Origin of the sequence: Arthrobacter sp. 2762 (genome assembly GCF_040548745.1) — a bacterium.
In the GTDB taxonomy this organism is placed as follows: Bacteria; Actinomycetota; Actinomycetes; order Actinomycetales; family Micrococcaceae; genus Arthrobacter.
In genome coordinates this window covers 167,401-190,536 of the sequence record NZ_JBEPSI010000008.1, presented here as the reverse complement: position 1 = coordinate 190,536, position 23,136 = coordinate 167,401, and the positions used below count along the sequence as shown (strand labels likewise).

At 62.6% G+C, this 23,136-nt stretch carries 20 protein-coding genes and 2 riboswitches; of the genes, 12 read left to right on the top strand and 8 right to left on the bottom strand.

Going from position 1 to position 23,136, the window contains the following annotated elements:
• Together ABIE18_RS16010 and ABIE18_RS16005 are read right to left on the bottom strand one after the other, a co-directional pair.
• Positions 1-2,472, bottom strand: a complete 2,472-nt coding sequence (locus ABIE18_RS16010) for a helicase-associated domain-containing protein (RefSeq protein WP_499723647.1) — start codon at positions 2,470-2,472, stop codon at positions 1-3.
• An 87-nt stretch (positions 2,473-2,559) separates the two neighbouring features.
• On the bottom strand, positions 2,560-2,775 hold the full coding sequence (locus ABIE18_RS16005; protein ID WP_499723646.1) for a hypothetical protein: 216 nt from the start codon (positions 2,773-2,775) through the stop codon (positions 2,560-2,562).
• Positions 2,776-3,042: 267 nt separating this feature from the next.
• On the opposite strand from ABIE18_RS16005, the gene ABIE18_RS16000 reads away from it, so the two are divergent.
• Together ABIE18_RS16000 and ABIE18_RS15995 are read left to right on the top strand one after the other, a co-directional pair.
• Complete coding sequence (locus ABIE18_RS16000; RefSeq protein ID WP_216926040.1) at positions 3,043-3,426, top strand: cold-shock protein; 384 nt, start codon at positions 3,043-3,045, stop codon at positions 3,424-3,426.
• 8 nt (positions 3,427-3,434) lie between these two features.
• On the top strand, positions 3,435-4,061 hold the full coding sequence (locus ABIE18_RS15995; protein WP_499723645.1) for a DUF3027 domain-containing protein: 627 nt from the start codon (positions 3,435-3,437) through the stop codon (positions 4,059-4,061).
• An 84-nt stretch (positions 4,062-4,145) separates the two neighbouring features.
• Here the strand turns inward: ABIE18_RS15995 and serC are convergent, their stop codons facing one another.
• On the bottom strand, positions 4,146-5,276 hold the full coding sequence (serC, locus tag ABIE18_RS15990) for a phosphoserine transaminase (RefSeq protein WP_499723644.1): 1,131 nt from the start codon (positions 5,274-5,276) through the stop codon (positions 4,146-4,148).
• A 304-nt stretch (positions 5,277-5,580) separates the two neighbouring features.
• Between serC and ABIE18_RS15985 the strand changes: the two genes are divergently transcribed.
• From ABIE18_RS15985 to ABIE18_RS15940, 10 genes are all read left to right on the top strand, one after another.
• Positions 5,581-6,276, top strand: coding sequence for an iron-dependent transcriptional repressor DtxR (locus ABIE18_RS15985; RefSeq protein WP_442018464.1), 696 nt, complete (start codon positions 5,581-5,583; stop codon positions 6,274-6,276).
• A gap of 202 nt (positions 6,277-6,478) precedes the next feature.
• Positions 6,479-6,708: riboswitch (cyclic di-AMP (ydaO/yuaA leader) on the top strand.
• Positions 6,709-6,714: 6 nt separating this feature from the next.
• Complete coding sequence (locus ABIE18_RS15980; protein WP_431118572.1) at positions 6,715-7,545, top strand: M23 family metallopeptidase; 831 nt, start codon at positions 6,715-6,717, stop codon at positions 7,543-7,545.
• A 145-nt stretch (positions 7,546-7,690) separates the two neighbouring features.
• Positions 7,691-7,854: riboswitch (cyclic di-AMP (ydaO/yuaA leader) on the top strand.
• 4 nt (positions 7,855-7,858) lie between these two features.
• Positions 7,859-8,587 (top strand): C40 family peptidase, encoded by a 729-nt coding sequence (locus tag ABIE18_RS15975; protein WP_477515952.1) that lies wholly within the window; start codon positions 7,859-7,861, stop codon positions 8,585-8,587.
• 98 nt (positions 8,588-8,685) lie between these two features.
• Positions 8,686-9,438, top strand: coding sequence for an NlpC/P60 family protein (locus ABIE18_RS15970; protein ID WP_499723643.1), 753 nt, complete (start codon positions 8,686-8,688; stop codon positions 9,436-9,438).
• A 229-nt stretch (positions 9,439-9,667) separates the two neighbouring features.
• Complete coding sequence (locus tag ABIE18_RS15965; protein WP_431118577.1) at positions 9,668-10,168, top strand: HNH endonuclease; 501 nt, start codon at positions 9,668-9,670, stop codon at positions 10,166-10,168.
• A 42-nt stretch (positions 10,169-10,210) separates the two neighbouring features.
• A complete protein-coding gene (locus ABIE18_RS15960) occupies positions 10,211-11,113 on the top strand; it encodes an NTP transferase domain-containing protein (RefSeq protein ID WP_499723642.1) in 903 nt (300 codons plus the stop codon).
• Entirely contained in the window at positions 11,110-12,456 is a 1,347-nt protein-coding gene (locus ABIE18_RS15955) for a molybdopterin molybdotransferase MoeA (RefSeq protein ID WP_499723641.1), read from the top strand. Before ABIE18_RS15960 ends, ABIE18_RS15955 begins: the two co-directional genes overlap by 4 nt.
• Before the next feature lie 57 nt (positions 12,457-12,513).
• Positions 12,514-14,823, top strand: coding sequence for an FdhF/YdeP family oxidoreductase (locus tag ABIE18_RS15950; RefSeq protein ID WP_499723640.1), 2,310 nt, complete (start codon positions 12,514-12,516; stop codon positions 14,821-14,823).
• A gap of 1 nt (position 14,824) precedes the next feature.
• Complete coding sequence (gene fdhD / locus ABIE18_RS15945) at positions 14,825-15,691, top strand: formate dehydrogenase accessory sulfurtransferase FdhD (RefSeq protein ID WP_499723639.1); 867 nt, start codon at positions 14,825-14,827, stop codon at positions 15,689-15,691.
• Between the two features lie 171 nt (positions 15,692-15,862).
• A complete protein-coding gene (locus ABIE18_RS15940) occupies positions 15,863-18,889 on the top strand; it encodes an alpha-mannosidase (RefSeq protein ID WP_499723638.1) in 3,027 nt (1,008 codons plus the stop codon).
• A 37-nt stretch (positions 18,890-18,926) separates the two neighbouring features.
• Here the strand turns inward: ABIE18_RS15940 and ABIE18_RS15935 are convergent, their stop codons facing one another.
• The 5 genes from ABIE18_RS15935 to ABIE18_RS15915 all read right to left on the bottom strand — a co-directional run bounded on the left by ABIE18_RS15935 (position 18,927) and on the right by ABIE18_RS15915 (position 22,916).
• Complete coding sequence (locus tag ABIE18_RS15935; RefSeq protein WP_499723637.1) at positions 18,927-19,784, bottom strand: amino acid ABC transporter ATP-binding protein; 858 nt, start codon at positions 19,782-19,784, stop codon at positions 18,927-18,929.
• Positions 19,771-20,430, bottom strand: coding sequence for an amino acid ABC transporter permease (locus ABIE18_RS15930; protein WP_431118589.1), 660 nt, complete (start codon positions 20,428-20,430; stop codon positions 19,771-19,773). The genes ABIE18_RS15935 and ABIE18_RS15930 overlap by 14 nt, the downstream gene beginning before the upstream one ends.
• The gene (locus ABIE18_RS15925; protein ID WP_499723636.1) at positions 20,431-21,246 is read right to left on the bottom strand and encodes an amino acid ABC transporter substrate-binding protein; all 816 of its coding nucleotides are present in this window, start codon (positions 21,244-21,246) and stop codon (positions 20,431-20,433) included.
• 243 nt (positions 21,247-21,489) lie between these two features.
• Positions 21,490-22,197, bottom strand: a complete 708-nt coding sequence (locus tag ABIE18_RS15920; RefSeq protein ID WP_431118593.1) for a hypothetical protein — start codon at positions 22,195-22,197, stop codon at positions 21,490-21,492.
• Positions 22,194-22,916, bottom strand: coding sequence for a hypothetical protein (locus ABIE18_RS15915; RefSeq protein ID WP_499723635.1), 723 nt, complete (start codon positions 22,914-22,916; stop codon positions 22,194-22,196). The genes ABIE18_RS15920 and ABIE18_RS15915 overlap by 4 nt, the downstream gene beginning before the upstream one ends.
• Positions 22,917-23,136: the final 220 nt, after the last annotated feature.

The following is a 23,136-nucleotide window of genomic DNA, read 5'->3' as shown; positions in this document are numbered from 1 at the left end:
TCACTTGCGCAGTTCTCCTGCGGGTTCTACATCGATGATCCGGTGGATGGACAGTACACGTTCCGTTTCCTTGCCGGGATCAAAGACCCTGACGCGGCCACCGGAGACGGAGACAGGGACCACGGTTTCAATGTTCGCATTCCCCAGGCTGTCCACCACGTTCATGGTGACCGCCTGTTTGAGCCGGATGGCCTTCTGCAGCGTTTCCAGGCCGAGTTGCGTGGAGGCTTCGCCTGTCGCATCAGCCGGGACGCCACGGTGCTGCCGCAAGACCGAGAGCTGGGCTTCGACGTCGTCGTCCGGTGGGGCCGTCCGCGGTGCCGTATAGACCGGACGCGCGCTGCCGGGCACTGCCGCTGTCCGTTTAAAGCGCACGACGGCGGGTTCCGCGTCCTGGACGGCAGGGGAAAGGCCCAGCTCGCGCAGCACACGTGCAGTCTCCTTGGGGCTGGCAGAGGACGTCAGGACGGTGGGGGCGATCCGAACCAGGCTCAGTGCAGACGTGCGGGCCTCCTGCAACAGGTCAGTGATGGCGGATTCGTCGTCGCTTTGGATGAAGCTGGCACTGGAACCGATCCGCAAACGTCCGTGTCGGGACGCTGTGTCCTGCACCAGGTACGCGAGCGGTTGCGGCACGTCCGTGGCTGAATGCTCGCGGAGGAACGTCAACAGCGATTCCGCATCCTGGCCGGCGTCGAGGGCCCTGCGGATAGTTGCCGTGGAAAAACGGTAGATCGACGCCGGGCCCTGGCCTTCGGCGTCGGCCATGAGCAGCAGCGTTTCACTGAGTTCGGGGGCGAGGTAACCGGGCGCCACGGCTGTGAGGTCCGCTTGCAGGAGGATGTGGTTGACCGCGGCGGGCAGGTGTTCACCAAGGAGGGTCATCGCCTCTTCGGGATGGCCGAGCGCGATGGCAGACCCCAACTGTGTGAAGGCCCCGGACCCCATCAAGCCCAGCAAGGTGGCTTCTTCCAGGATCCCCCTCACCAGGGAGCTGAACCGTCGGGACATCCGGGGCTGCGTCCATTCCGCGCGTTGCAGCACCGCGCGCGCATCCAGGACGGGTGCTTTGCCATCCGGAGCGGCCGCCTCAACCGTCAGTTCATTGAGGATTTCCAGGACCCGGCGCCGGACCACTGGAGCGTCGGGCCTTTGAGCCTCTGCGGACAATGCATTGATGGTGCTGCCGGCGGAACCTGGATGGGATGGCGAACCGGACGTCGCTCCCGGGAGGGGCTGCCCCACCATGGAAGGTGCCCGCTCGCTGGCCAACCAGGCGTTCACCAGCCAGAGCCACTGTTCCTGTCGCGGCAGGGAGAGCCATTCCAGTGATGGCGGCTGGATCCACGTGGAACTGTCAACGTCCAGCCGCACAAGGCCGGCCAGCGCGCAGAACTCCAGCAGGAGGGCAGTTTCGTGGACGCCGCACCGGATGGATTCTGCAAGGCGCCGCAGCTCACGCACGCCTACGCCGCCGCTCCGGAGGGTTGCCAATGGCTGCTCACGGACTGCAAACAGCACCTCGCTCGTGAGCCGTAGTGTCTCGGCGATCGCCCCCATCGCGGCGTTGCGCCGGAGGGCGGCACTCGTGTGGCCCAGTTCCGGAACCGGAGGGCTGAGGGTGAAGTCGTCAACGATCGCACCACCGCGCAGGGCGATGCCGACACTGTGCGGCAACTCGACGTGGCCGGCATCCAAGGGAACCAGCAGGCCGCGGGCCAGCAGCCAGTCGACAGGCCCGACGTCGGCGCTTTCGTGGGTCACGGAGGCCCGCCGTTGAGCTTGGGGGACCGCGCCCATGGCCCAACTGCCGAACTTGTCCAGCAAGCCGACGGTCCTTTCGGGCGCCGTGGCCAGAATAGCGCGCACGTTCTCTGGACTTGACGTCCAGCGCTGCAGGGACAAGGCGGCGTCCATGGGCGTGCTGGCCGGGTGGATGTCCAGGCCGCAGTGATGGAGCTCGGCTACGAGCTGAACCACGCGTTGGGCGAAAGCCGGCTGCAACCTGACCAGCTCCGTGTAGCTTCGGCCCAGGCCGGCCGGATAGATGCCGATCACGTCCTTCAGGCTTCCAACTGGAAGGTAGAACCGTTGCCGCGAATTCGGTTGTGAATTTGATGCCGCCGGCGGATCGGCCCGGTGGATCAGGGCCAACTCCTGAAGTTTAGCGAGAATCGGTTCCAGCGCAGACAGCGTGGAACCGGCGATGACCTTCTTGAGCCCGGCAGCGGAAACGCTGTGGCCAGTATCGGCATTCGTGCACAGATGGAGTGTTTCCAGAACCTGCATTTCAGGCTTCGTCAGGCGCTCCAACGCCCGTTGCACGCTGACTCGCGCACTTGCCCGGGCTGCCAAGGCAGCGAAGTCCGGGGCCATGGGAGAAATCAGGTCAGGTCGCGCGGCAAACAAGGCCCGCAGCGAATTGTCGCTGCGCGCTTCCAGTTCCTTGCTGAGCGCGCGAATTAGGGACATCAATCCAACGTTACCGCCACCGGGCCACTCGTGCGTGGCCAAGGCAAAGCCGCCCCGGTTGATTTGCTGTTGACGGCGCCTGATTCGCTATTGCCGGCGCCGTTGACGGACGGCATCCAACACCAGGACCACGGCAAGCATGAAGGCAACCGGCAGTCCGTACAGGGCGGCGGACGTGATCCACACCGGCGCCACTCCACCGTTGAAGGCGATAGCCATGACCGCGCCTACTGCAGCCAAGGAGAGGATGGCGATCATGGCGGCAACGATCATGAGGGGGCGGCGGTAACCCGGGGAAGTCATGCGCCTAACGCTAGCAGCAGGGCCATACGAAGCAGGCTTGTGGGCTCCTGGGCGGCCTCCATCCCGGCCTGTTCGCAGTCAAGGCGCCGCAAGCGTGAAGCAACGGCGCCGCAAAGCGGCGGCAAAGCATGAATAGGTGGTCCGGCAGGATAACCTTGAAGCAACAGACCAACACGGACCGTGCTGTCTCCCTCGATCCCGCACATCCCTGCGGATGCGGTGGCGGCGCGACGTGTCTCCAAAGCAAGAACGAAGAAGGTTGATTACGTGCCCACCGGCAAGGTCAAGTGGTATGACAAGGAAAAAGGCTTCGGATTCCTCGCGGCTGAGGACGGCCAGGAGGTATTCCTGCCCAAGACATCGCTGCCCGCAGGCGTAACCGAGCTCAAAGCCGGTACGCGTGTGGAATTTGGCGTGGCCGATGGCCGTCGCGGTGCCCAGGCGTTGGGCCTTCGGGTCCTGGACAAGACGCCCTCCATCGCCAAGGCCAAGCGCATGAACGCCAAGGACCTGGCGCCTTTGGTGCAGGACCTCGTGACCGTGCTGGATAACTTGTCCGGTACTTTGTCGTCCGGTAAGTACCCGGAAGGCAACAAGGCCAAGGCCATCGGTATGGCGCTGCGCAAGGTTGCCGACGAGCTAGAAGCCTAGGAACTGCCATGACTTCGGAATCCGCACAGGATACTCAGGCCGGAAGGGACGCGCAGGCCAGCCCTGAGGCCGTCACTGCCGCCGCCCCAGTTCCTGTCACCGGGGAGAATCCTGTCAACGGGCAAGCCCCTGAAAACAGCGACACCCCTGCGCGGAAGCCGGTCGCAGCGAAGCCGCGGGCCGGCATCCCCGTGTGGCGCACTGGCAAGCCGGATGCGTTCCTGGCCGCCGCCGTCGATGTCGCGCGGGAAGCGGTGGAGACTATCGCGAACCCGGGCGAGGTGGGTACCTACGTAGGCGCAAAGTCCGAGGGCGACCGCGTGGTCACGCACTTGTTCGAGTCGAAGCTTGCGGGATACGGCGGGTGGCAATGGTATGCCGTGATCACGCGCAATTCCCGGTCAAAGATCGTCACAGTCAGCGAGCTTGGCCTCTTGCCCTCTGAGGATTCCATCCTGGCCCCGGAATGGGTCCCGTGGGCCAAGCGTGTCCGCCCGGAAGACGAGACACCCTTGGTGGAGGAGACGGTTGAGGAAGTGTCCGAGGAATCCGTACAGGCTGATGAAGACGACGCCGCCGAGGCATCCGATGAAGCCGACGAAGAGGACGACGACGCAGCCCGCCTGGGCGATTAACGGCAGCGGCGCCGCCCGGGAAGAACCCTGACGACGCCGTTTCCTGCCCTTGCGCGGAATTCCGCGACAGTTACTTCTTCAGTTTTATTTCTTGAGTTCGCCCACGACGTAGTCGATGCTGGCGAGCAGGGCTGAGACGTCGTCCGGTTCGATAGCGACGAAAGTGGCAATGCGCAGCTGGTTCCGCCCAAGCTTGCGGTACGGCTCGGTGTCCACGACGCCGTTGGCACGCAGGATCTTGGCGATTGCCGCTGCATCAATGGAGTCATCGAAGTCGATGGTGGCGATGACGTTGGAGCGGTCCTCAGCCTTGGCGACGAACGGTGTGGCGTACTCGGAAGCCTCGGCCCAGGAGTAGATGCGGCTGGCAGAGTCTGCTGTGCGCTTGCTGGCGAAGTCCAGTCCACCATTGCTGTTGAGCCACTGCACCTGCGCGTCCAAGGTCACCAGCGTGGACAGTGAAGGTGTGTTGTACGTCTGGTTCAGTTTGGAGTTGTCGATTGCGGTCTGGAGATCCAGGAAGTCCGGGATCCAGCGGTCGCTGGCCTTGATCCGAGCGGCGCGCTCCAGGGCCGCGGGGGAGAACAGGCCCAGCCACAGGCCGCCGTCAGAGGCGAAGTTCTTCTGCGGGGCGAAGTAGTAGACATCCGATTCGGCGACGTCCACGTCCAGCCCGCCGGCGGCTGAAGTGGCGTCCACCAAGACGAGCGAACCGGCGTCGGCGCCCTCGACGCGCTTCACGGGGGCTGCAACACCAGTTGAGGTCTCGTTCTGCGGCCAGGCATAGACGTCAACGCCAGCCTCCGCTTGGGAGACCGGCCGCGTGCCGGGCTCGGACTTGATGATGGAGGATGCATCCAGGAACGGGGCTTTGTCGGTGGCCGCGGCAAACTTGGAACCGAACTCACCGAAGGAAAGGTGCTGGGCCTTTTTCTCAACCAGGCCAAAAGCCGCTACATCCCAGAAAGCAGTGGAACCGCCGACGCCGAGGACAACTTCGTAGCCCTCAGGTGCACGGAAGAACTGGCTGAGCCCTTCGCGGACCGAACCCACCAGGTTCTTGACCGGCGCCTGACGGTGGGACGTGCCGAGAATGGTGGTCGATGCGGCAGACAGGGCCTGGACCTGTTCCGGGCGGACCTTGGACGGTCCCGCGCCGAAGCGTCCGTCCTTGGGCAGCAGGTCGGCGGGAATAGTGATGCTGTTGTCGCTCACGTATGGCTCCAATGGGTATCGGTTAGAGAGGGGGAGGTGGGCAGGTGGCATCGGCTGCCCCTTCGACTCCCTCATTCTGCCTGACCGGACCCACCGTCAGGAATCTGCGGTTGTCATAGTCCGCCACGTGGAATGACGGACCACCACAGGCATTGCGGCCCAGGGAAAAATTATCCAGAGTAATTCCAAATAAGCTAGGCTGGGGTTGACGTTCCTGAGGTGTCGGTTGCACACCGTCCACCTTGGCTGGGACGCGGTACGGTGGAGATTACGCAAGAAATGCGTTCGAGGAGAGCTGAGCTGGATGACGGATCTGATCGATACCACTGAGATGTATCTTCGGACCATTTTGGAGCTTGAAGAAGAGAACATCGTGGCTCTTCGCGCACGCATTGCGGAGCGTCTGCGGCACTCGGGTCCCACGGTTTCCCAGACCATTGGACGCATGGAACGCGACGGCCTGGTGATTGTGTCCAACGACCGCCACCTGGAACTGACCGAAGTCGGGCGCAAGCGGGCCACCGAAGTCATGCGGAAGCACCGTCTTGCCGAAAGACTCCTGGCGGACGTCATTGGTCTGGACTGGGCGTACGTTCATGACGAAGCATGTCGCTGGGAGCATGTCATGAGCGAACGGGTGGAACGGCGGCTCTATGAGTTGTTGGAACACCCCACCGAGTCACCGTATGGCAACCCCATCCCGGGTTTGGAAGCGCTTGGCGGCCTCGCCAACCAGCCCCTTGCCCGGCTGGACGTCAACCTGCTGCATGCGATGGACGGGTATGCTGCCGATTCGCGCGTAGTGGTCAGCCGCCTTGCTGAGCCCATCCAGGTTGAGCCCGAGCTCCTCACCCAGCTCGACGAAGGCGGAATTCGTCCTGGCGCAACTGTCTCCTTGGAACGGGTGGGGGAGTACATCTCTGTCCGCGTTCCCGGCATTGAAGGAGCACTGGAGCTGCCTCCCGAGGTAGCTGCGCACGTCTTCGTCGCCGTCAGCTGACTCTGACTTTCCCTCCGACCGCGGGGAGTGTCGGATCTCACTTTGAGCTGGTTGCCGCGCGTGTGACCTGCGGATTTCGGCGACTGATGATATGGGGCCACCCACAACACGGTCGTCTGGAAAGATAACGAATTTATTACTGCGGGCTTTAATCACCTATAGTTATCTACTAGCGCCGATACCAAAGCGTTACCTGATCTGGAGCCGAGCTCTGCCAGCAGATCAGGTGTGTCATCAACTACTGGCAGAGGCGGGGGAACCACAAGCGGCTGCCTAAAGAAGCAGCCTTGGGGTGAAGTCCGCAGCAGAAGTGCCTACTAACGCAAGTCCTTCCGGGGATACCTGTGTGCCGTTTGCGCTTCGTGCGGACCGGGTCTTTGAACTCTCTGACCCGAATCCGACAGCTAACTTCGCAGGCTTTCCAGAGAGGAACAGAGTTTGACATCGCAGAACGTCAGGGGCCGCCGCCGCGCGTCCGGCCCCGCTGCTGAGCTGCGGCCAGCCCGCGCCGCAATGGAGATCCGGCCACGCGACACCCCGCGTCAGGTGCGCCGCCGTAAGAGCCCGTTGCGCCAGGTAGCCGACTTCGCCGCAGCCAGTGGTGTCGGGCAGAAGGCCGGTGTCGCGCTTGCCGCCACCGGACTTGCCCTGACTGTAGGCCTGCCTGCCACAAGCCCCGTCATGGCCACGTCCGAGTCCGGCCAGGCCGAGGCGGCCCTCTCCGTGCCCGGTGGCAGCCAACCGGAAGTTTCTGCAGCAGCCTCTGCCAAAATCGATTTCAGTCGCGCAGCCGTCGCTACCGCCGCTGATCCTGACGGCAAGCTCAAGCAGTTGCTGAGCGCCCAGTCAGCGGGGAGCATCCAGCGCGCCTCCTCACTTGGCACCTTGGGAAGTCCGCTGGACAAGCTGGTCACGGCATCGCCGTTTGGCTACCGTGTCAGCCCCCTTACCGGCGGCACCGGCGACTTCCACCGTGGCCAGGACTTCGTGGCCCAGTGCGGAACCGCCGTTCACGCCGCAGCCGCAGGCAAGGTCACATTCGCCGGGTGGCATGAGTACGGCGGAGGCAACCGCGTCGTGATTGATCACGGCAACGGCCTCGAGACCACGTACAACCACCTGTCGTCCTTCAACGTCAAGGTGGGGCAGACTGTCAGCCGCGGCGATACCGTCGCGCTGAGTGGCACCACAGGAGCATCTACCGGCTGCCACCTCCACTTCGAGGTCCAGGTCAACGGCGAAGTCGTAGATCCCATGGGCTGGCTCTGAGCCAGTTGATGGTTGTCTATCGCATTCATGACACGCCCCGTGACCTGAATGTGACATTCACGAACATCTGTTGTACCGTCTAAAGCGCATCGGCTTTTTAGGGGGCCGATGCACTTGAGTGGATTGCCTAGCTCTGCCACCACTCGAGGTCCGTTCGCAAAAATCGTCTGGCAGGGGCGGGGGAACCAATTTTGGTCTTCGAGTCAGAAGACCTTGGGGTTAAGTCGCAAAAGCTTCCTTGAAGCCGCGCGGCCGGATGACTCCCATCCGAATCCGACAGCTCACCTCGCAGGCATTGGGAGAGGCTACCTTCGTGTCATCACGCACTACCCCTGCGCGCCATCGCGCCGAATTGGTTCGCACGAACCCGTTGAACACCCTTTCCAAGGCTGTCTCAACCAATGCAGGCACCGTAGGCCGCCAAGCCGCCGTTCTGGCCGCAGCCTCGGGGCTCGTTCTCAGCGTTGGACTCCCGGCCCAGGCCGCTGACACCGACGTTTCCAAGTCGGAATCCTCCAGCACCCAGCAGTTGGTCGCCACCGCAGTTGTTACCGCGGAGCCCACCGCAACCGTTTCCTTCGAGAGCCCCGTTGTGGCTACAAAGGAAGCTCCCAAGGTTCAGCGGGCCTCCCAGCGCACGGCAACCGAAGACCAAGCGAACGGCACCCTCGCTGCCCTGTCCTCCAAGGCCAAGGATGCCGCTTCCAGCGCGGCAGCCTCAGGACTTGCAGCAATTGCCTACACCGGCATCGGCCACCCCTACGTTTGGGGCGGCACTTCCCCCAACGGCTGGGACTGCTCCGGATTTACCCAGTGGGTTTACGCCCAGGCCGGCATCAGCATCCCCCGCGTCAATGCCTGGACGGTCATGACCCCCACCAGCACCCCTGCCCCTGGCGACCTCGTCGTGCAGAACGGTGGAGCCCACGTGGGCATCTACGTCGGTAACGGCATGATGATCAGCGCTTTGAACCCCAGCCAGGGCACGCTCCTGCACTCCGCGGCCTCCACCGGCACGTCCTCGTTCTACACCCTCCGCTAGAAAATCCCATTCGGGGTAAGCCAGCATGCCCCCCAAGTGCTGGCAGCCCATAACCCGCGTGCGACCCCACCGTGCGCGGATACGAAAAGAGAGTAATCATGACCAGTGCAAACAAGGTTGCACGGCATAGAGCTGAGGCCCCCAAGACCAGCTCACTTGCCGTCATTGCCAAGGCTGTCAGCGACAACGCCGGTGGCGTTGGCCGTCAGGCAGCAGTGATCGCAGCTGCATCGGGCCTTGTCCTGACCAGCGGCGTTGCTGCAAATGCTGCGGACACCAACGTCCAGCGCGAATCTACGTCTGCGTCCACCCTTGACGTGCAGTCGGTTGCCCAGGTGACCATTGCTGCCGATTCCAGCGTCGCCATCTCCTACGAGCGCCCTGTGGTCAAGACTGTGGAAGCCCCGGCTCCCGTCGTCGAGAAGGCACCTGCCAAGGAAGCTCCGGCTGCCGGCGGCACCGCTACTTTGGCGGTCAACACTGATGCGTCCGCGGCCAAGGCGCCTGCTGCATCCAGCGGCCTCGGGGCGGCTATCGCTGCAGCGGCCTACGCACAGCTCGGCGTCACGCAGGACTGCACCATGCTGGTGACCAACTCGCTGGCCGCCGTCGGTATTCACTTCCACGATTGGCCGGCCGGCTACCTCTCCCTCGGCCGCACGGTCAGTGCAGCTGAAGCCCAGCCCGGCGACCTCGCCTACTATGCCAACGGTGGCTACGGCGGAATGGCACACATCGCTGTTTACGTCGGCAACGGCATGGCAGTCCACGGTGGATGGAACGGATCCACCACGGCACTGTTCAGCGTGAACGTTGGCTCCGGCCCCGTTTTCATCCGCGTCAACGGCTGATCAAGTACTCCACGGAACACCCCGCAGGCTCAGGCCGGCGGGGTGTTCTGCTTTAACCACGGGGTGTCCCGCACATGAACTTTCGCCAACACCACAGGCGAAACGGCGGAAAAATTCGTTGATATGGCATATAAGTGCTTACCCTTGTGTTGTCGATCCACAGCCCGTACAAGCAGAGGGCAGCCGGCCCTCGTGCCCCTGACGGGTGCGGCCGTGAAGAGGTACGTGCATGCGCACACTCGTTCTGAATGCTGGATATGAACCGCTGGCGGTAGTAACCTTCCGCCGGGCGCTGGTCCTTGTGCTGACTGGAAAAGCTAGCGTGGTGGCCGAAGGCGACGAGCCTGTCGTCGGGCCACAGGAGGTTCTCGGGAGACCATCCGTGATTCTTCTCAATCGCTACATCCGGCCCCGGTACAACAGGATCACTGCCGTGAGCCGCCGCGGGGTACTCCGCCGCGACGGCCATCGCTGCGCCTATTGCGGGAAAACAGCCCACACCATAGACCACGTCCACCCCAAATCCAGGGGCGGCGCGGATTCCTGGGAAAACCTGGTTGCGGCGTGTTTGAAATGCAACAACGCCAAGAGTGACCACACGCTGGCCGAGATGGGTTGGAAACTTCGTTTCAAACCTGGCGTGCCCACGGGAACCATGTGGCAGATCAAAGAACTCGAGAAACCTGCGCCGGACTGGGACCCGTTCCTGTTGCCGGAATCCGCCGCCTGATCGATTTCTGTTGCCCTCCCGCCGTCCGGGTAATCTGGGCGGATGGAGTTCAACGCTGTGATTCTGGCGGGTGGCAGGGCCACCCGCCTCGGTGGCGTGCCCAAGCCCGGATTAACGTTCGACGGCGCCAGCCTCCTTTCGCATGCCCTGCAGGCGGCACGGGGTGCTTCCGCTGTGGTGGTGGTTGGTCCTGACACCTCTGGTATCGGCGGCGTCCTGCCGGATGGAGTTCTTAGTGCCCGGGAGGAGCCGGCCTTTGCTGGGCCTGCCGCCGCGATAGCTGCTGGTCTGGTGGCTTTGCACCAGAATGGGCAACCAGCGCCGTGGACGCTCGTCCTGGCATGCGACATGCCGCACGCCTCCAGGGGCATTGCGCCCCTCTGGGAAGGATTGCGTGCCCATCCTGAAGTGGAAGGTGCCATGGCCGTCTCAGCCGACGGCCGGCAACAGCCCCTCCTGGGGGTCTACAGCACCACCGCTTTGGAAAGGGAAGTTGCCGTAGCTTCGGCAGCTTCGGGGTTAACGAACTCTTCAGTGTTCCGGCTGCTTGCTAGGCTGAACCTGCTGGCCGTTACTGTCCCCGATGGGTCTACCGATGATGTGGACACGTGGGAGGACGCTGCGGCCCTGGGCATACACAACGAGCAGGAGGCGGACATGAAGAGCCAGGAAGAGACGCTCGAGGATTGGTGCCGCACACTGTTGCAGGCCTTTGAGCTTGAGGGCGTTGAAGTGGACATCAATGAAGTCCTTTCGGTGGCAGGAGTTGCAGCCCACTCCGTGGTTCGGCCTGCGGCGCCGCTGACTACGTTCATCGCCGGTTACGCTGCCGGTATGGCCAGGGGGATCGGACAGGCGGCGGACGACACCGCCATGAGCGCTGCCCTTGACCTGGCCCGCCAGGTTGCCAAGCAATACCTGGAGCCCGGGACTGAGTCGGAATGACCGAGGCCCCCGGACAGGGCCACCACCACGCGGCACACACATGGCATGAGGCCCGGCAACGTGCCTTTGAGGTCGCTGCTCCCATCCCGCCAAGCCCAGTGCCATTGAAGGCTGCCTTGGGAAGGACACTTGCCTCGGATGCAGTGGCCATTCAGGACATGCCGCACTATGCGTCCTCCGCCATGGACGGCTGGACCGTCAACGGAACGGGCCCATGGATTCTTGTTGAGCCCGGCCACAGACTTGCTCCCCACCAGGCCAGTCCCATCGTCACCGGAGGACTCATTCCGCCAGGCGCCAAGGCCGTTCTGCGCAGCGAAAGTGGCGTTATCACCACGGACGACGACGGCCTTCCGATCCTTGCGCTTGGCGGGTCCGCGAAGCCGGGGGAGCCACGCAATGGCCAGCACATCCGCAAAGCTGCCGAGGAAGCTGCCGAAGGGGACGTGCTGCTCAAAGCCGGCACCATCCTGAATCCTGCGCACATTGCCTTGGCTGCCCTGGCCGGACTGGATGAATTGGAAGTCCTGGGGAAACCTTTGGTGCGGTTTCTCCTGACGGGGTCGGAAGTGGTGACGCAAGGCGTCCCTGTGCCAGGCAAGGTCCGGGATACCTTTGGCCCTCAGCTTGGAGCCGTCGTCGAACTCCTGGGTGGCATCGCAGGAGAGCAACTTAAGGTAGGCGACAACTACGACGACTGGCTTGCGGCTTTGCAGGACACCGAGCCTGAACCTGCGGAACCATATGCCGCAGCGGAGCCGCCGGCCGACGTCGTGATTACTACGGGCGGGACCGGACGCTCAGGGACGGATCATTTCAGGAGGGCCGTGGCTGAACTGGGCGGCCGTCTGCTGATCGATGGCATTGCCATGCGCCCCGGGCACCCCGCCGTGTTGGCGGAGCTTCCGGACGGGCGCTTCGTGCTGGGCCTGCCCGGGAATCCGCTGGCTGCCATGATGGCGCTGTTTACGCTTGGGGGGCCGCTGCTCGCAGCCCTCGGCCACAGGAAGCTGGAGGACGTTGGCGAGGTTCCGAGCGGTGCGATGATCGACGCCGATCCTGGACGGACGCGCCTGATGCCCTTCAAGCTGGTCTACGGATTGGCATCGCCCGCGCAGCATGCAGGGCCTGGGATGATGCGAGGGCTGGCGGGAGCAGATGGCGTCATGGTGGTGCCGCCGCATGGTGTCCAGATGGGCGAGCTGGTCCCGGCTTTTTCTTTGCCATGGGGCAAACCTCTGCCCACGCCCCAAGATGCTGCAGGAAAACCACGCAAGCCGCCGGCCAGGCAACAAAAGAAGGCTTCTTCCGGTCCTGTTGACTGGAGCGCGCTGGAATCCTGAAGGTCCCCGGATGGACGCAGGTGGTAACTGGGGGCCCGGGCTTGCAATGATGGACCCATGAACAGGCATGCTCCCGAACAGGACATCAATGAAGATGACCTGCAAATCCACCCGCCCAAGAAGGCTGCGGCAGGCCTCAAGGCTGTCACTGTCGCCCTTGTAAGGGGCTACTCCCAGGCAGGAGTAGCCCGCACGGTCCGCTCCATGCTCAGGGTTAACCAGCATGACGGCTTTGATTGCCCGGGCTGCGCCTGGCCGGAATCCATCACGGGACGCCGCAGTCCCGCGGAATTCTGTGAGAACGGCGCGAAGGCAATCGCTGAGGAAAGCACCACACGGACGGTCGGCGCAGATTTCTGGGCAGCACATTCCATCGCTGATCTTGAGGACAAGACCGAATATTGGTTGGGGAGCCAGGGGCGGATCGCCGAGCCGGTAGTCCTCAAACCGGGGGACACCCACTATTCCCCGATCAGCTGGACTGAAGCCTTTGCCTTGATCGGGGAGCATATCAATGCCACCACACCTGATCGCTGCGTTTTCTACACGTCCGGCCGCACGGCCAACGAGACCGCGTTCATGTACCAGTTGTTCGCCCGCAGCATCGGAACCAACAACCTGCCGGACTGCTCCAACATGTGCCATGAGTCCTCGGGCAGCGCGCTGAACCCGACCATCGGAATCGGCAAGGGAACGGTTTCGCTGGAAGACATCCACCACGCCGAACTGGTGTTCGTAGTGGGCCAGAACCCCGGGACCAACCATCCCCGCATGTTGTCCGCTTTGCGTGACTGCAAGAACAACGGCGGAAAGATCGTTGCCGTGAACCCGCTTCCGGAGGCGGGACTGCTGAACTTCAAGGACCCCCAGTCCCTCAACGGCGTGATCGGCGGCGGCACTACGATCGCGGATGAGTTCCTTAAGATCAAGGTCGGTGGCGACCTCGCACTGTTCCAGGCACTGGGCCACCTGCTCCTGGAGGAAGAGAAGCGGAACCCGGGGACGATCGTCGATAAATCATTTATCGGGAAACAGACCGAAGGCTTCGAAGCGTACGCCAAGGCACGGTCCCAGCTGGACTGGGAGGAAACCGAGCGGGCAACAGGCTTGTCCCGCGAGGAGATCGTCACTGTGGCCGGGCTGATGGCCAAGTCAAAGGCAACCATTATTTGCTGGGCGCTCGGCTTGACCCAGCAGCCGCACTCCGTGGATACGCTGAAGGAGATCATCAACCTGCTGCTGCTCCAAGGCAACTTTGGCAAACGGGGAGCCGGCGCCTGCCCGGTGCGTGGCCACTCCAACGTGCAGGGCGATCGCACCATGGGTATTTGGGAGAAGCCGGGCGAAACGTTCCTTGCCGCGCTGGACAAGGAGTTTGGGTTCCAGATGCCTCGAGAGCATGGATATGACTCTGTGGAGACCCAGCACGCCCTGGAAAAGGGAGAGGTGGATGTCTTCGTGTCCATGGGTGGAAACTTTGCTGCAGCCGGTTCTGACACCGCAGCATTGGAAGCAGGGCTCAAGACCGCCGGGCTGACCGTCCACATCTCCACGAAACCGAACCGTGCCCACGTGGTGCACGGGAAGACATCCCTGATCCTGCCCACATTGGGACGCACGGACACGGACGACAAACACCCCAAGGGCAAGCAGTTCCTCTCCGTAGAGGACTCAATGTCGGTCATCCACAAGACGCAGGGCAGGCTGGCTCCGATCTCAGAGCACCTCCTGAGCGAACCCGTCATCGTGGCCCGCATGGCGGAAGCGACACTCGGGGACGGCCACGGCGTGGACTGGCGCGCCATGGCAGAGGATTATGACGTGATCCGGGACCACATCTCACGTGTTATCCCGGGGTTCGAGGACTTCAACGCCAGGGTCCGGACGAAGAACGGTTTCGTCCTTCCGAACCCGCCACGGGATACCCGTACCTTCGCCACTGACATCGGCAAAGCACGGTTCTCGGTGAGTCCGCTGGAGTATCTTGAAGCTCCAGAGGGCCATTTGATCCTGCAGACGGTGCGCAGCCACGACCAATACAACACCACGTTCTATGGCCTTGATGACCGCTACCGCGGGGTCTCGGACGCCCGCAGGGTGATCCTGGTCCACGAGGAAGACATCGCTGGCCTGGGTTTCAAGGACCGTGACCTGGTGGATGTCATTTCCACCTTTGCCGGCACGGAACGGCGAGCCAATAAGTTCCGGCTGATTTCTTATCCCACGGCCAAGGGCTGCGCTGCCGCCTACTTCCCGGAAGCCAACGCCCTGGTGCACCGCGAGCTTGTGGCCCGCGAATCGAACACGCCCGGCTACAAGGCCATGACTGTACGGTTCGTAAAGCACCCAGAGGAGAACGGATCCTGACATGGGACGTGTGACCCAGCGCCGAAAGCTGCATAAGTTCGTTCTGGACGGATCGCCCCAGGCCCTGGAACACCCTGTCCGTTACAAGGAAGACATCCTCGCGGTCGAGGAGCCCCTGGAGATCCGTCTTGGTGATATGTCGTTCTCGGTGACCATGCGGACACCTGGGGACGATTTCGATCTGGTGGCGGGATTCCTTGTCTCGGAGGGCATCATCTGGGAGCCGGGGCAACTGGTCTCCGAGCGTTTCTGCGCAGGGGAGGACGAGGACGGCGTACAGACCTTCAATGTCGTGGACGCTCAGCTGCGGCCCGACGTCGAACGTCCGGACACCGGCCGTAACGTCTACACATCAAGCTCCTGCGGCATTTGCGGTACCGACTCGATCGACGCCGTCCGGAAGTCCTCACGTCATAGTCCCCAGAACGATGACGTGACGATCCCCGTAAGAGCACTGGCTGCCCTCCCGGTCCGGTTGCGTGAGGCGCAGGCGGTCTTCGCCAAAACCGGTGGCGTCCATGCCGCGGGCCTTTTCAGGATTCACGACGACGGTACTACCGAGCTGCTGTGCCTGCGGGAAGATGTGGGGCGCCACAACGCCGTGGACAAAGTGGTGGGTTGGGCTTTGCGGGGAGGCAAGCTGCCACTGAAAGGAACAGTTCTTCAGGTATCCGGCCGGGCATCTTTCGAGCTTGTCCAGAAAGCTGCCATGGCGGGCATTCCCGTCCTTGCGGCCGTCAGCGCTCCATCGAGCCTCGCTGCCGAGCTCGCGGACGAAACGGGTATCACGCTGGTGGGCTTCAGCCGCGGTGCGAGCCTGAACGTGTACGCGGGCAGGGACAGGATCGTAGGGGTAGAGGCTGGCTAAGGGCCCCATTCGCTGCGGATAGTCCTCGATCACTTGGCTATTGAGCTGGAACAACGTAGATTTTATCCATCGATTGGAATCGCTGTGTCCTCTAATAATGCCGTCCATAAAGTGCCGGCTCGCCAGCCGGCCATGACGCTTTGCCACCAGCCAATGCCTAAGGGGATTTAATTGCACGACGACCGCCGGATCACTGAACAGCGTCTCGATCGATTCGTTCGGGAACGCCTTCTTCCGGCCATTTACGGCAGGTCCGTCCCGCTGCAGCTCAGCAGCTGGGACGCGCCTGGAGAACCCGTGCCCGCAGCGGAGGCCATGCGCCAGCTCTTCACGCCCCAGGAGCCGGGCGCACCTTGGGGTAAGCCATGGAGCACTAAATGGCTCCGGCTCCAGGGTGAAGTTCCAGAAGGCTGGGGTTCAGCCAAGGGGACGGCGGTGGAAATCATCGTGGACCTCGGTTTCAACAGCGACGTGCCGGGGTTCCAATGCGAAGGCACGGCCTGGCACGCCGATGCCAGCATCATCAAAGCGATCTCACCGCGTAATTACCACGTTCCGCTGAAGCTGCTCGGCGGCGGATTGTCCGTGGATTTCTATGTGGAAGCGGCAGCTAACCCGGACGTGTCGCAGGGCTGGTCATTTGCGCCTACTCCTTTGGGTGATAAGGCGACCTCCGGCGACGAACCCCGGTATCGTCTGGGCCGGATTGCCATTGCCGAACTCAACGAGACGGTGTGGGAACTCAACCAGGACGTGTGGACATTGAGCGGGCTCATGCACGAGCTCCCCATGGACCTGCCGCGCCGCCACGAAATCCTGCGGGCCCTGGAACGGATGCTGGACATCATGGATCCGGACGACGTCGCAGGAACGGCTGCCGCAGGTCGCGAGGCATTGGCAGAAGTACTGAGCCGCCCCGCCTATGCTTCGGCACACGAACTCCTGGCTACCGGTCATGCGCACATCGACTCCGCGTGGTTGTGGCCCGTCCGCGAAACAATCCGCAAGTGTGCCCGCACCTTCTCCAACGTGGTGGCCCTCATGGACGAGGACCCCGACTTCATCTTCTCGTGCTCCTCAGCTCAGCAGATGGCCTGGATCAAGGAATTCTTCCCTGAGCTCTTTGTCCGCATCCGGGAAAAGGTCCGGGCCGGGCAGTTCGTTCCCGTCGGTGGGATGTGGGTTGAATCGGACACCAACATGCCCGGTGGCGAGGCCATGGCGCGCCAGTTCGTGGAAGGCAAGAGTTTCTTCTTGAAGGAATTCGACGTGGAGTGCCAGGAAGCATGGCTGCCCGATTCCTTCGGTTACTCGGGAGCACTGCCACAAATCGTCAAGTCCGCGGGTTTGCGATGGTTCCTTACGCAGAAGATTTCCTGGAACAAGGTGAACCGGATGCCGCACCACACCTTCATGTGGGAAGGCATCGATGGCACCCGGTTGTTCACCCATTTCCCGCCGGTAGATACGTATAACGCTGAGCTCCACGCGCGCGAACTTGCGCATGCGGAACGCAACTACCGTGACCACGGCCGCGGCACCATGTCATTGGTTCCCTTCGGCTATGGCGATGGCGGTGGTGGTCCCACACGCGAGATGGTGGCGACTGCACACCGCACGGCGGATCTTGAAGGTTCGCCCAAGGTCCGGATGGGTACGGCCAAGGACTTCTTCACCGCGGCCGAGGCCGAGTACCGCAACCTCCCGGTGTGGGTGGGCGAGATGTACCTGGAGATGCACCGCGGAACGTACACCAGCCAGGCGAAGACCAAGCGAGGCAACCGGCGCAGCGAGCACCTGCTGCGCGAGGCAGAACTGTGGTGTTCCACGGCCGCAGTGCGCCTGGGCGACGCCTACGCCTATCCCGAAACGGAGCTCAAGAGGCTGTGGCGGTTGGTGCTCCTGCAGCAATTCCACGACATCCTGCCGGGCAGTTCCATCGCCTGGGTCCACCAGGACGCCGAGCGGAATTACGAAGCGATCGCCCGCGATCTCGAGGCCATCATCGGCCAGGCCGCTCAGGCACTCGTGGGTCGGGGAGACATGCAGTTCCTGCTCAATGCGGCCCCACATCAGCGGGCTGGCGTGCCGGCACTCGCAGCCGCGGAAGCCGTGAAGGTGGAGGCAGTTGTTGATGCCGGGGAAAAGGATGGCGGCTACATCCTGGACAACGGAGTCATCCGCGCTGTCGTGGACAGTGACGGCTTGTTGACCTCACTCATGGACTATTCCACTGGCCGTGAGGCGATGGTGCCCGGTCAGCCCGGCAACCTGCTTGAGCTGTTCAGGGATACCCCGAATGAATGGGACGCCTGGGACATCGAGGAGTTCTACCGGCGCAACGTCACCAAAGTGACCCAGGCGGAAACCATCGATCTTGAGCGCACGGAGGCAGGCGCCGTCGTGGTGGTCAAGCGTACGGTTGGTGCCTCCACCATCACGCAACGGATAACGCTCGACGCCGGTGCGGAGTCGCTTGGGATCTCCACCACAGTGGACTGGCAAGAACGCGAAAAGATGCTCAAGATCGCTTTCCCACTGGATGTCCGGGCGGACCGTTCGGCCTCCGAGACCCAGTTCGGCCATGTGTTCCGGCCGACCCACACGAACACATCATGGGATGCTGCGAAGTTCGAGATCTGCGCCCATCGCTGGATCCACGTTGCAGAGCCAGGTTATGGCGTGGCCGTCAGCAACTCCTCCAGCTATGGGCACGACGTCACCAGGGCTGTTCGCGGAGACGGGGGGACGACCACCACCGTCCGTGTCTCACTGTTGCGCTCCGCCAGGTACCCGGACCCCGAAGCAGACCGCGGCGAGCACACACTTGAACTGTCCGTCAGGCCTGGAGCCGGGATCGGGGATGCCGTGGAGGAGGGCTACCGCACCAACCTGAAGCCCCGCTATGTCACTGGCAGCAAGCCAGTGGAACCCCTGCTGTCCGTGTCCAACCCTGCCTTGGTAGTGGAGGCGGTGAAGCTGGCTGAGGATGGCTCCGGAGACGTCATTGTGCGTCTTTACGAATCCCTCGGACAACGCTCAGCCGGTGTTGTCAGGGCCAATTTTGAAGCTCATGGCGTCCTGGCCACGGACCTGCTGGAACGCCCGGTAGAAGCTCCTGGAGTGGCTGTGGGGCAGGACGCAGCCGAGCTGGTCCTGCGCCCGTTCCAATTGGTCACGTTGCGGTTCGCCCGATAAAGGCTGGCCAGCGCCAAGAGGTCCCGCGCCAAGAGGTTTAGACGTCGTGTTGCAACCGCTTCACGAACAGCTTGGTCCGTTCCTGCCGGGGTGCACGCAGCACCTCGGCAGCAGGGCCGCGCTCCACGACAACGCCGCCGTCCATGAAGATGACCTCGTCCGCCACATGCTGGGCGAAGGCCAACTCGTGGGTCACGATCACCATGGTCCAGCCTTCCTCGGCGAGTTCCTTGATGACGCCCAGAACGTCACCGACGAGCTCGGGATCCAAGGCCGAGGTGGGCTCGTCGAACAACAGCAGTTGAGGCTGGAGCGCCAGGGCGCGGACGATGCCCACGCGCTGCTGCTGTCCGCCTGAGAGCTCGAACGGATAGGCGTCCCGCTTGTCAGCCAGGCCCACCCGCTCCAGCAAACGTTCGGCTTCGGCAATGGCCTCTGCCTTGGGGCGCTTCTGGACTTGGACGGGGCCTTCGATGATGTTCTTCAGGACGGTCATATGGGGGAACAGGTTGTAGTGCTGGAACACCATGGCACTGCGGTCCCGGAGCGCTGCGATCTCCTTTTTGCCCACTTTGGCGCCGAAGTCGATCGAGAGGCCGTCGGAGCCCTGGCTCCCCGAGCCCGATCCGGAGGCCGAGCCCGAGCCCGGGCCCCGGCCGGTGTCGCCAAAGGTGACGGTACCGGCGTCGGGGATTTCAAGGCCGTTAAGCGAGCGCAAAACAGTGGTCTTGCCCGAGCCTGAGGGACCGATGAGGGCCACCACCTGGCCGCGCCGGATGTCGATATCGATGTCGCGGAGCACCACATTGCTGCCGAAGGCTTTCGCGAGGTTCCGGGCCTTCAGTACTGAGGTGACGCGTGGTTCGCGCTGTTGAGGTGCATCAGTGGGCGACATAGCGGTCCAATCTCCTTTCCACAGCGGACTGCGCAGTGGAAAGGACCAGGCAGATGACCCAGTAGACCAGGGCTGCCTGCAGGTACAGGGCCATGAACTCCTGGCTGAACGCAGCAATTTGCTGGGCATTGCGGAAGAGTTCAGTAACCAGGATGAGTGAAGCGAGCGAGGTGTCCTTAACCAGGGAAATGAAGGTGTTGGACAACGGTGGAACGGACACGCGTGCCGCTTGCGGAAGGATGATGCGCACCAGCGTTTGGGGGTGGGACATCCCGATGGTGTGGCCGGCTTCCCACTGACCCTTGGGCACCGAAAGTATCGCAGCCCGGATGATCTCGGCAGCGTAGCCGCCCACGTTCAAGGAGAAGGCGATGATGGCGCTCGGCCAGGGATCCAGCCGGATGCCAATGCTGGGAAGGCCGAAGAAAATCACGAACAGCTGCACCAGCAGGGGAGTACCGCGGATAACCGAGACGTAGAAGCGACCTATGCCGGACAGCAGCCAATTCGAGCTCAGCCGCAACAGCGCCACCACCAAGGCCAGCACCAGGCCAAAGGCAAAGGAGGCCAGGGTAAGGGGGATGGTGCCCGTTACGGCCCCTGTGATGATCGGCCCGAAGGAACTCCAAATGAGGTCCCAGTTCATTTATTTGGTGACATCCGCACCGAAGTACTTTTCGGAGATCTTTGCCAGGGTTCCATCTGCCCGCAGGTCATCCAGCGCCTTGTCTACAGCCTTGGCCAGCTCTGTTGAACCCTTTCGGAACACCAGGGCACTCTCGGTCTTGTCCGGCGCTTCGGCGGCCACCTTCAAACCGGAATCCGGCGTGGTTTTCGCGTAGTCCAGGTAGGTGAGTTTGTCGTTCACCGTTGCGTCCACGCGTCCCTGCTGTACGAGGGTGGCAGACTGGGCCCAGCCTTCAACTGCCTGAACGTTGGCGCCGGCCTCCACCGCCATTTTGTAGAAGTTGCTGGTCAGCGACTGCGCGGTGGTCTTGCCCTTGAGGTCAGCGAAGCTGTTGATGCTGGAATTGTCCTTCTTGGTCACCACAACGCCGGTAGAGACGGTGTAGGGCTTGGAGAACTCGTACTTGGCTTTGCGTTCGTCATTGATGGAGATCTGGTTGGCGATGGTATCGAACCGCTTGGCGTCCAGGCCCGCAAAGATGCCATCAAATTGCGTCTCTTGGAAGCTCGCCTTCACGCCCAGCTTTTCAGCCACGGCTTTGGCGATCTCAACGTCGTAGCCGGTCAATTCACCAGCGCCCTCGGCGTGGAAGCTGAACGGGCGGTAGGTTCCTTCCGTTGCGATGACGAGTTCGCCCTTGGATTTCACATCGGACAAGGATGTATCGCCACCGGACTGGGCTGGAGTGGAACCGCCACCGCAGGCAGAGAGTGCAAGGGCGGCGGCGGCCAGGGTAGCGGCGAAAAGAGAACGGCGGGAGCGAAGGCTGGTCATGGAGCCATCTTAGTCACGGGCCACTGCGGATTCCCGGCAGGGAAGGCTTGGAGGCCTGTAGGAAGGGTGGTTAAAAAGGCTGAGTGGGGGCGGTCCCCAACAGCCCGCCACCACTCATCCCCCCAATTGTGATCACGTGGGCGCCACATTCACCGGAAACCCGTTCTCTGATTCCGGTGCCAGGCTGCAACCGCGTTCACACATTCATGATTGTGCCACGATCTAATGGTTTTGTGAAAGTCTTTACGCTGTGCGTCTTGCTTTGCGCCTGGCAAATGCCTTGGAAAACCAGATCCCAGCGAGCCCAATGGCGGTGGCCAGCACTGCGGAGTAGTTAATCAGGGAACGCAGCCACAGGTGCACCAGCGGGATCAGTGGGAAGAGTTGGGACACCAACAGCAACGCCAGGCCAATAAACAGGAGGGCCGAGGCAGCACGCAGCAACGCGGGGTAGCGGCCTACGATGGTCCGCCAGATCGCGGGCAGCAGACAGGCTGATACGTATCCAGGATAGAAGCGGCCCAGAGCCGCATAGGCCTCCATGGAAGGTCCCCAGGTCAGCCCCGTCATTCCCGCCGTGGAACCGCGTGTGTCCGTGATGACGAAGAAGAACGTGGTCAATGCCACCGTGATTCCCAGGACTGTCAGCCCCCAAGGGCCGCGAATGGCCCGTTCCGCTGACGTGGAAGCGAAACCCATGGCGATCTTGATGCCCATCAGCAGGAACGTACCGTACAGCAGGAACCGCAGGATCAGGTTGGTGACGTTAACTCCGCCGAGCAGGGCATCGATGGCAAGGTAGGGCCCTTCGATGCTGAGGAGGATATCCAGGGTGATCAGCGCGAAAATATAGAAAACCACCCGGTTCTCACCCCTGAGCAGGCTCGGAATCCGCGCGATGGTAATCGCCAGGCACACCAGCAAGGTTGCCCAAGGCAGGACAGCCGTCATCCGAGGTTCTCCCAAATTCGTTCAGTTCGTTCATGGTCTTGTTCTTGGCGGCGCAAGGTCTTGCCCAGCGCCTGAAGCCTCTCACCGGCGAGGGTCACCAGTTCGCCCAAGGTCATCCGGTCCAAGGCCTCCTGCCGTCCATTGGGGGACCAACCGGCCTCGGCCTCGGTGATCAGCCCTCCAGCAACAAGCCCGCCCGCTGGTCCGACGCCGGCAGCCCGCGATGTTGCGATGGCCAGTTCCGGAGGAAGCCTGTTGGCGGTCAGGTGTGCGGAGAAGTTCTGTGGAGCGATGCCGGTGGCTTCGCTGACCCGGTGCCGCAACTCGCCGTCGTCGATTGCATCCACCCAGTTGCGAACCGCGGTGGGGTGCGGTGTTGGCGACAGTGCTGTGACGGAGACGGACCCCGGTTCACTGCGTTCCACTACCGCGCGCAGCAAATCCATGGTGGCAATCTGGCTCACCAGTTCATCAGGCGTGGGCGGGACGGGATCGCCCCGAAGATCTGCGTAGAGGTCAAACGTGGCCAGGGCTTGCATGGGATTGATGTGATAACCCCGGCTGATGCTGACCAGCGTTGACTCTGCCACTTTGCCGCGGACCAACTGTTGGGCCAGCGTTGTCCGTTTAATCCCGGAAATCCTGCAGACGTCCGCTGTGCTGGCGTTGGGGGCAACGCCGTGAAGCCAGCGTTGGAACGCCTTGGACGGTAAGGGCATGGAGGGCTTTCTGGGGTATTTCAAACGGGCAAGTGCGGCCTGGCCCAAAAAGGAGCCGGAGCGAAGGTACGGATTGATTTTACGCCGACGCCACATTGAATTATGCTTGATGCTTGAACCCGTTGGTCCGTACACCCCCCAAGTCCGGACCAGCGGGTTTTTCCATGCCCATGGGAATCGTGGGCAGTGTGGCCGCGTTTCGTAGGTGACCCGCGCTTGT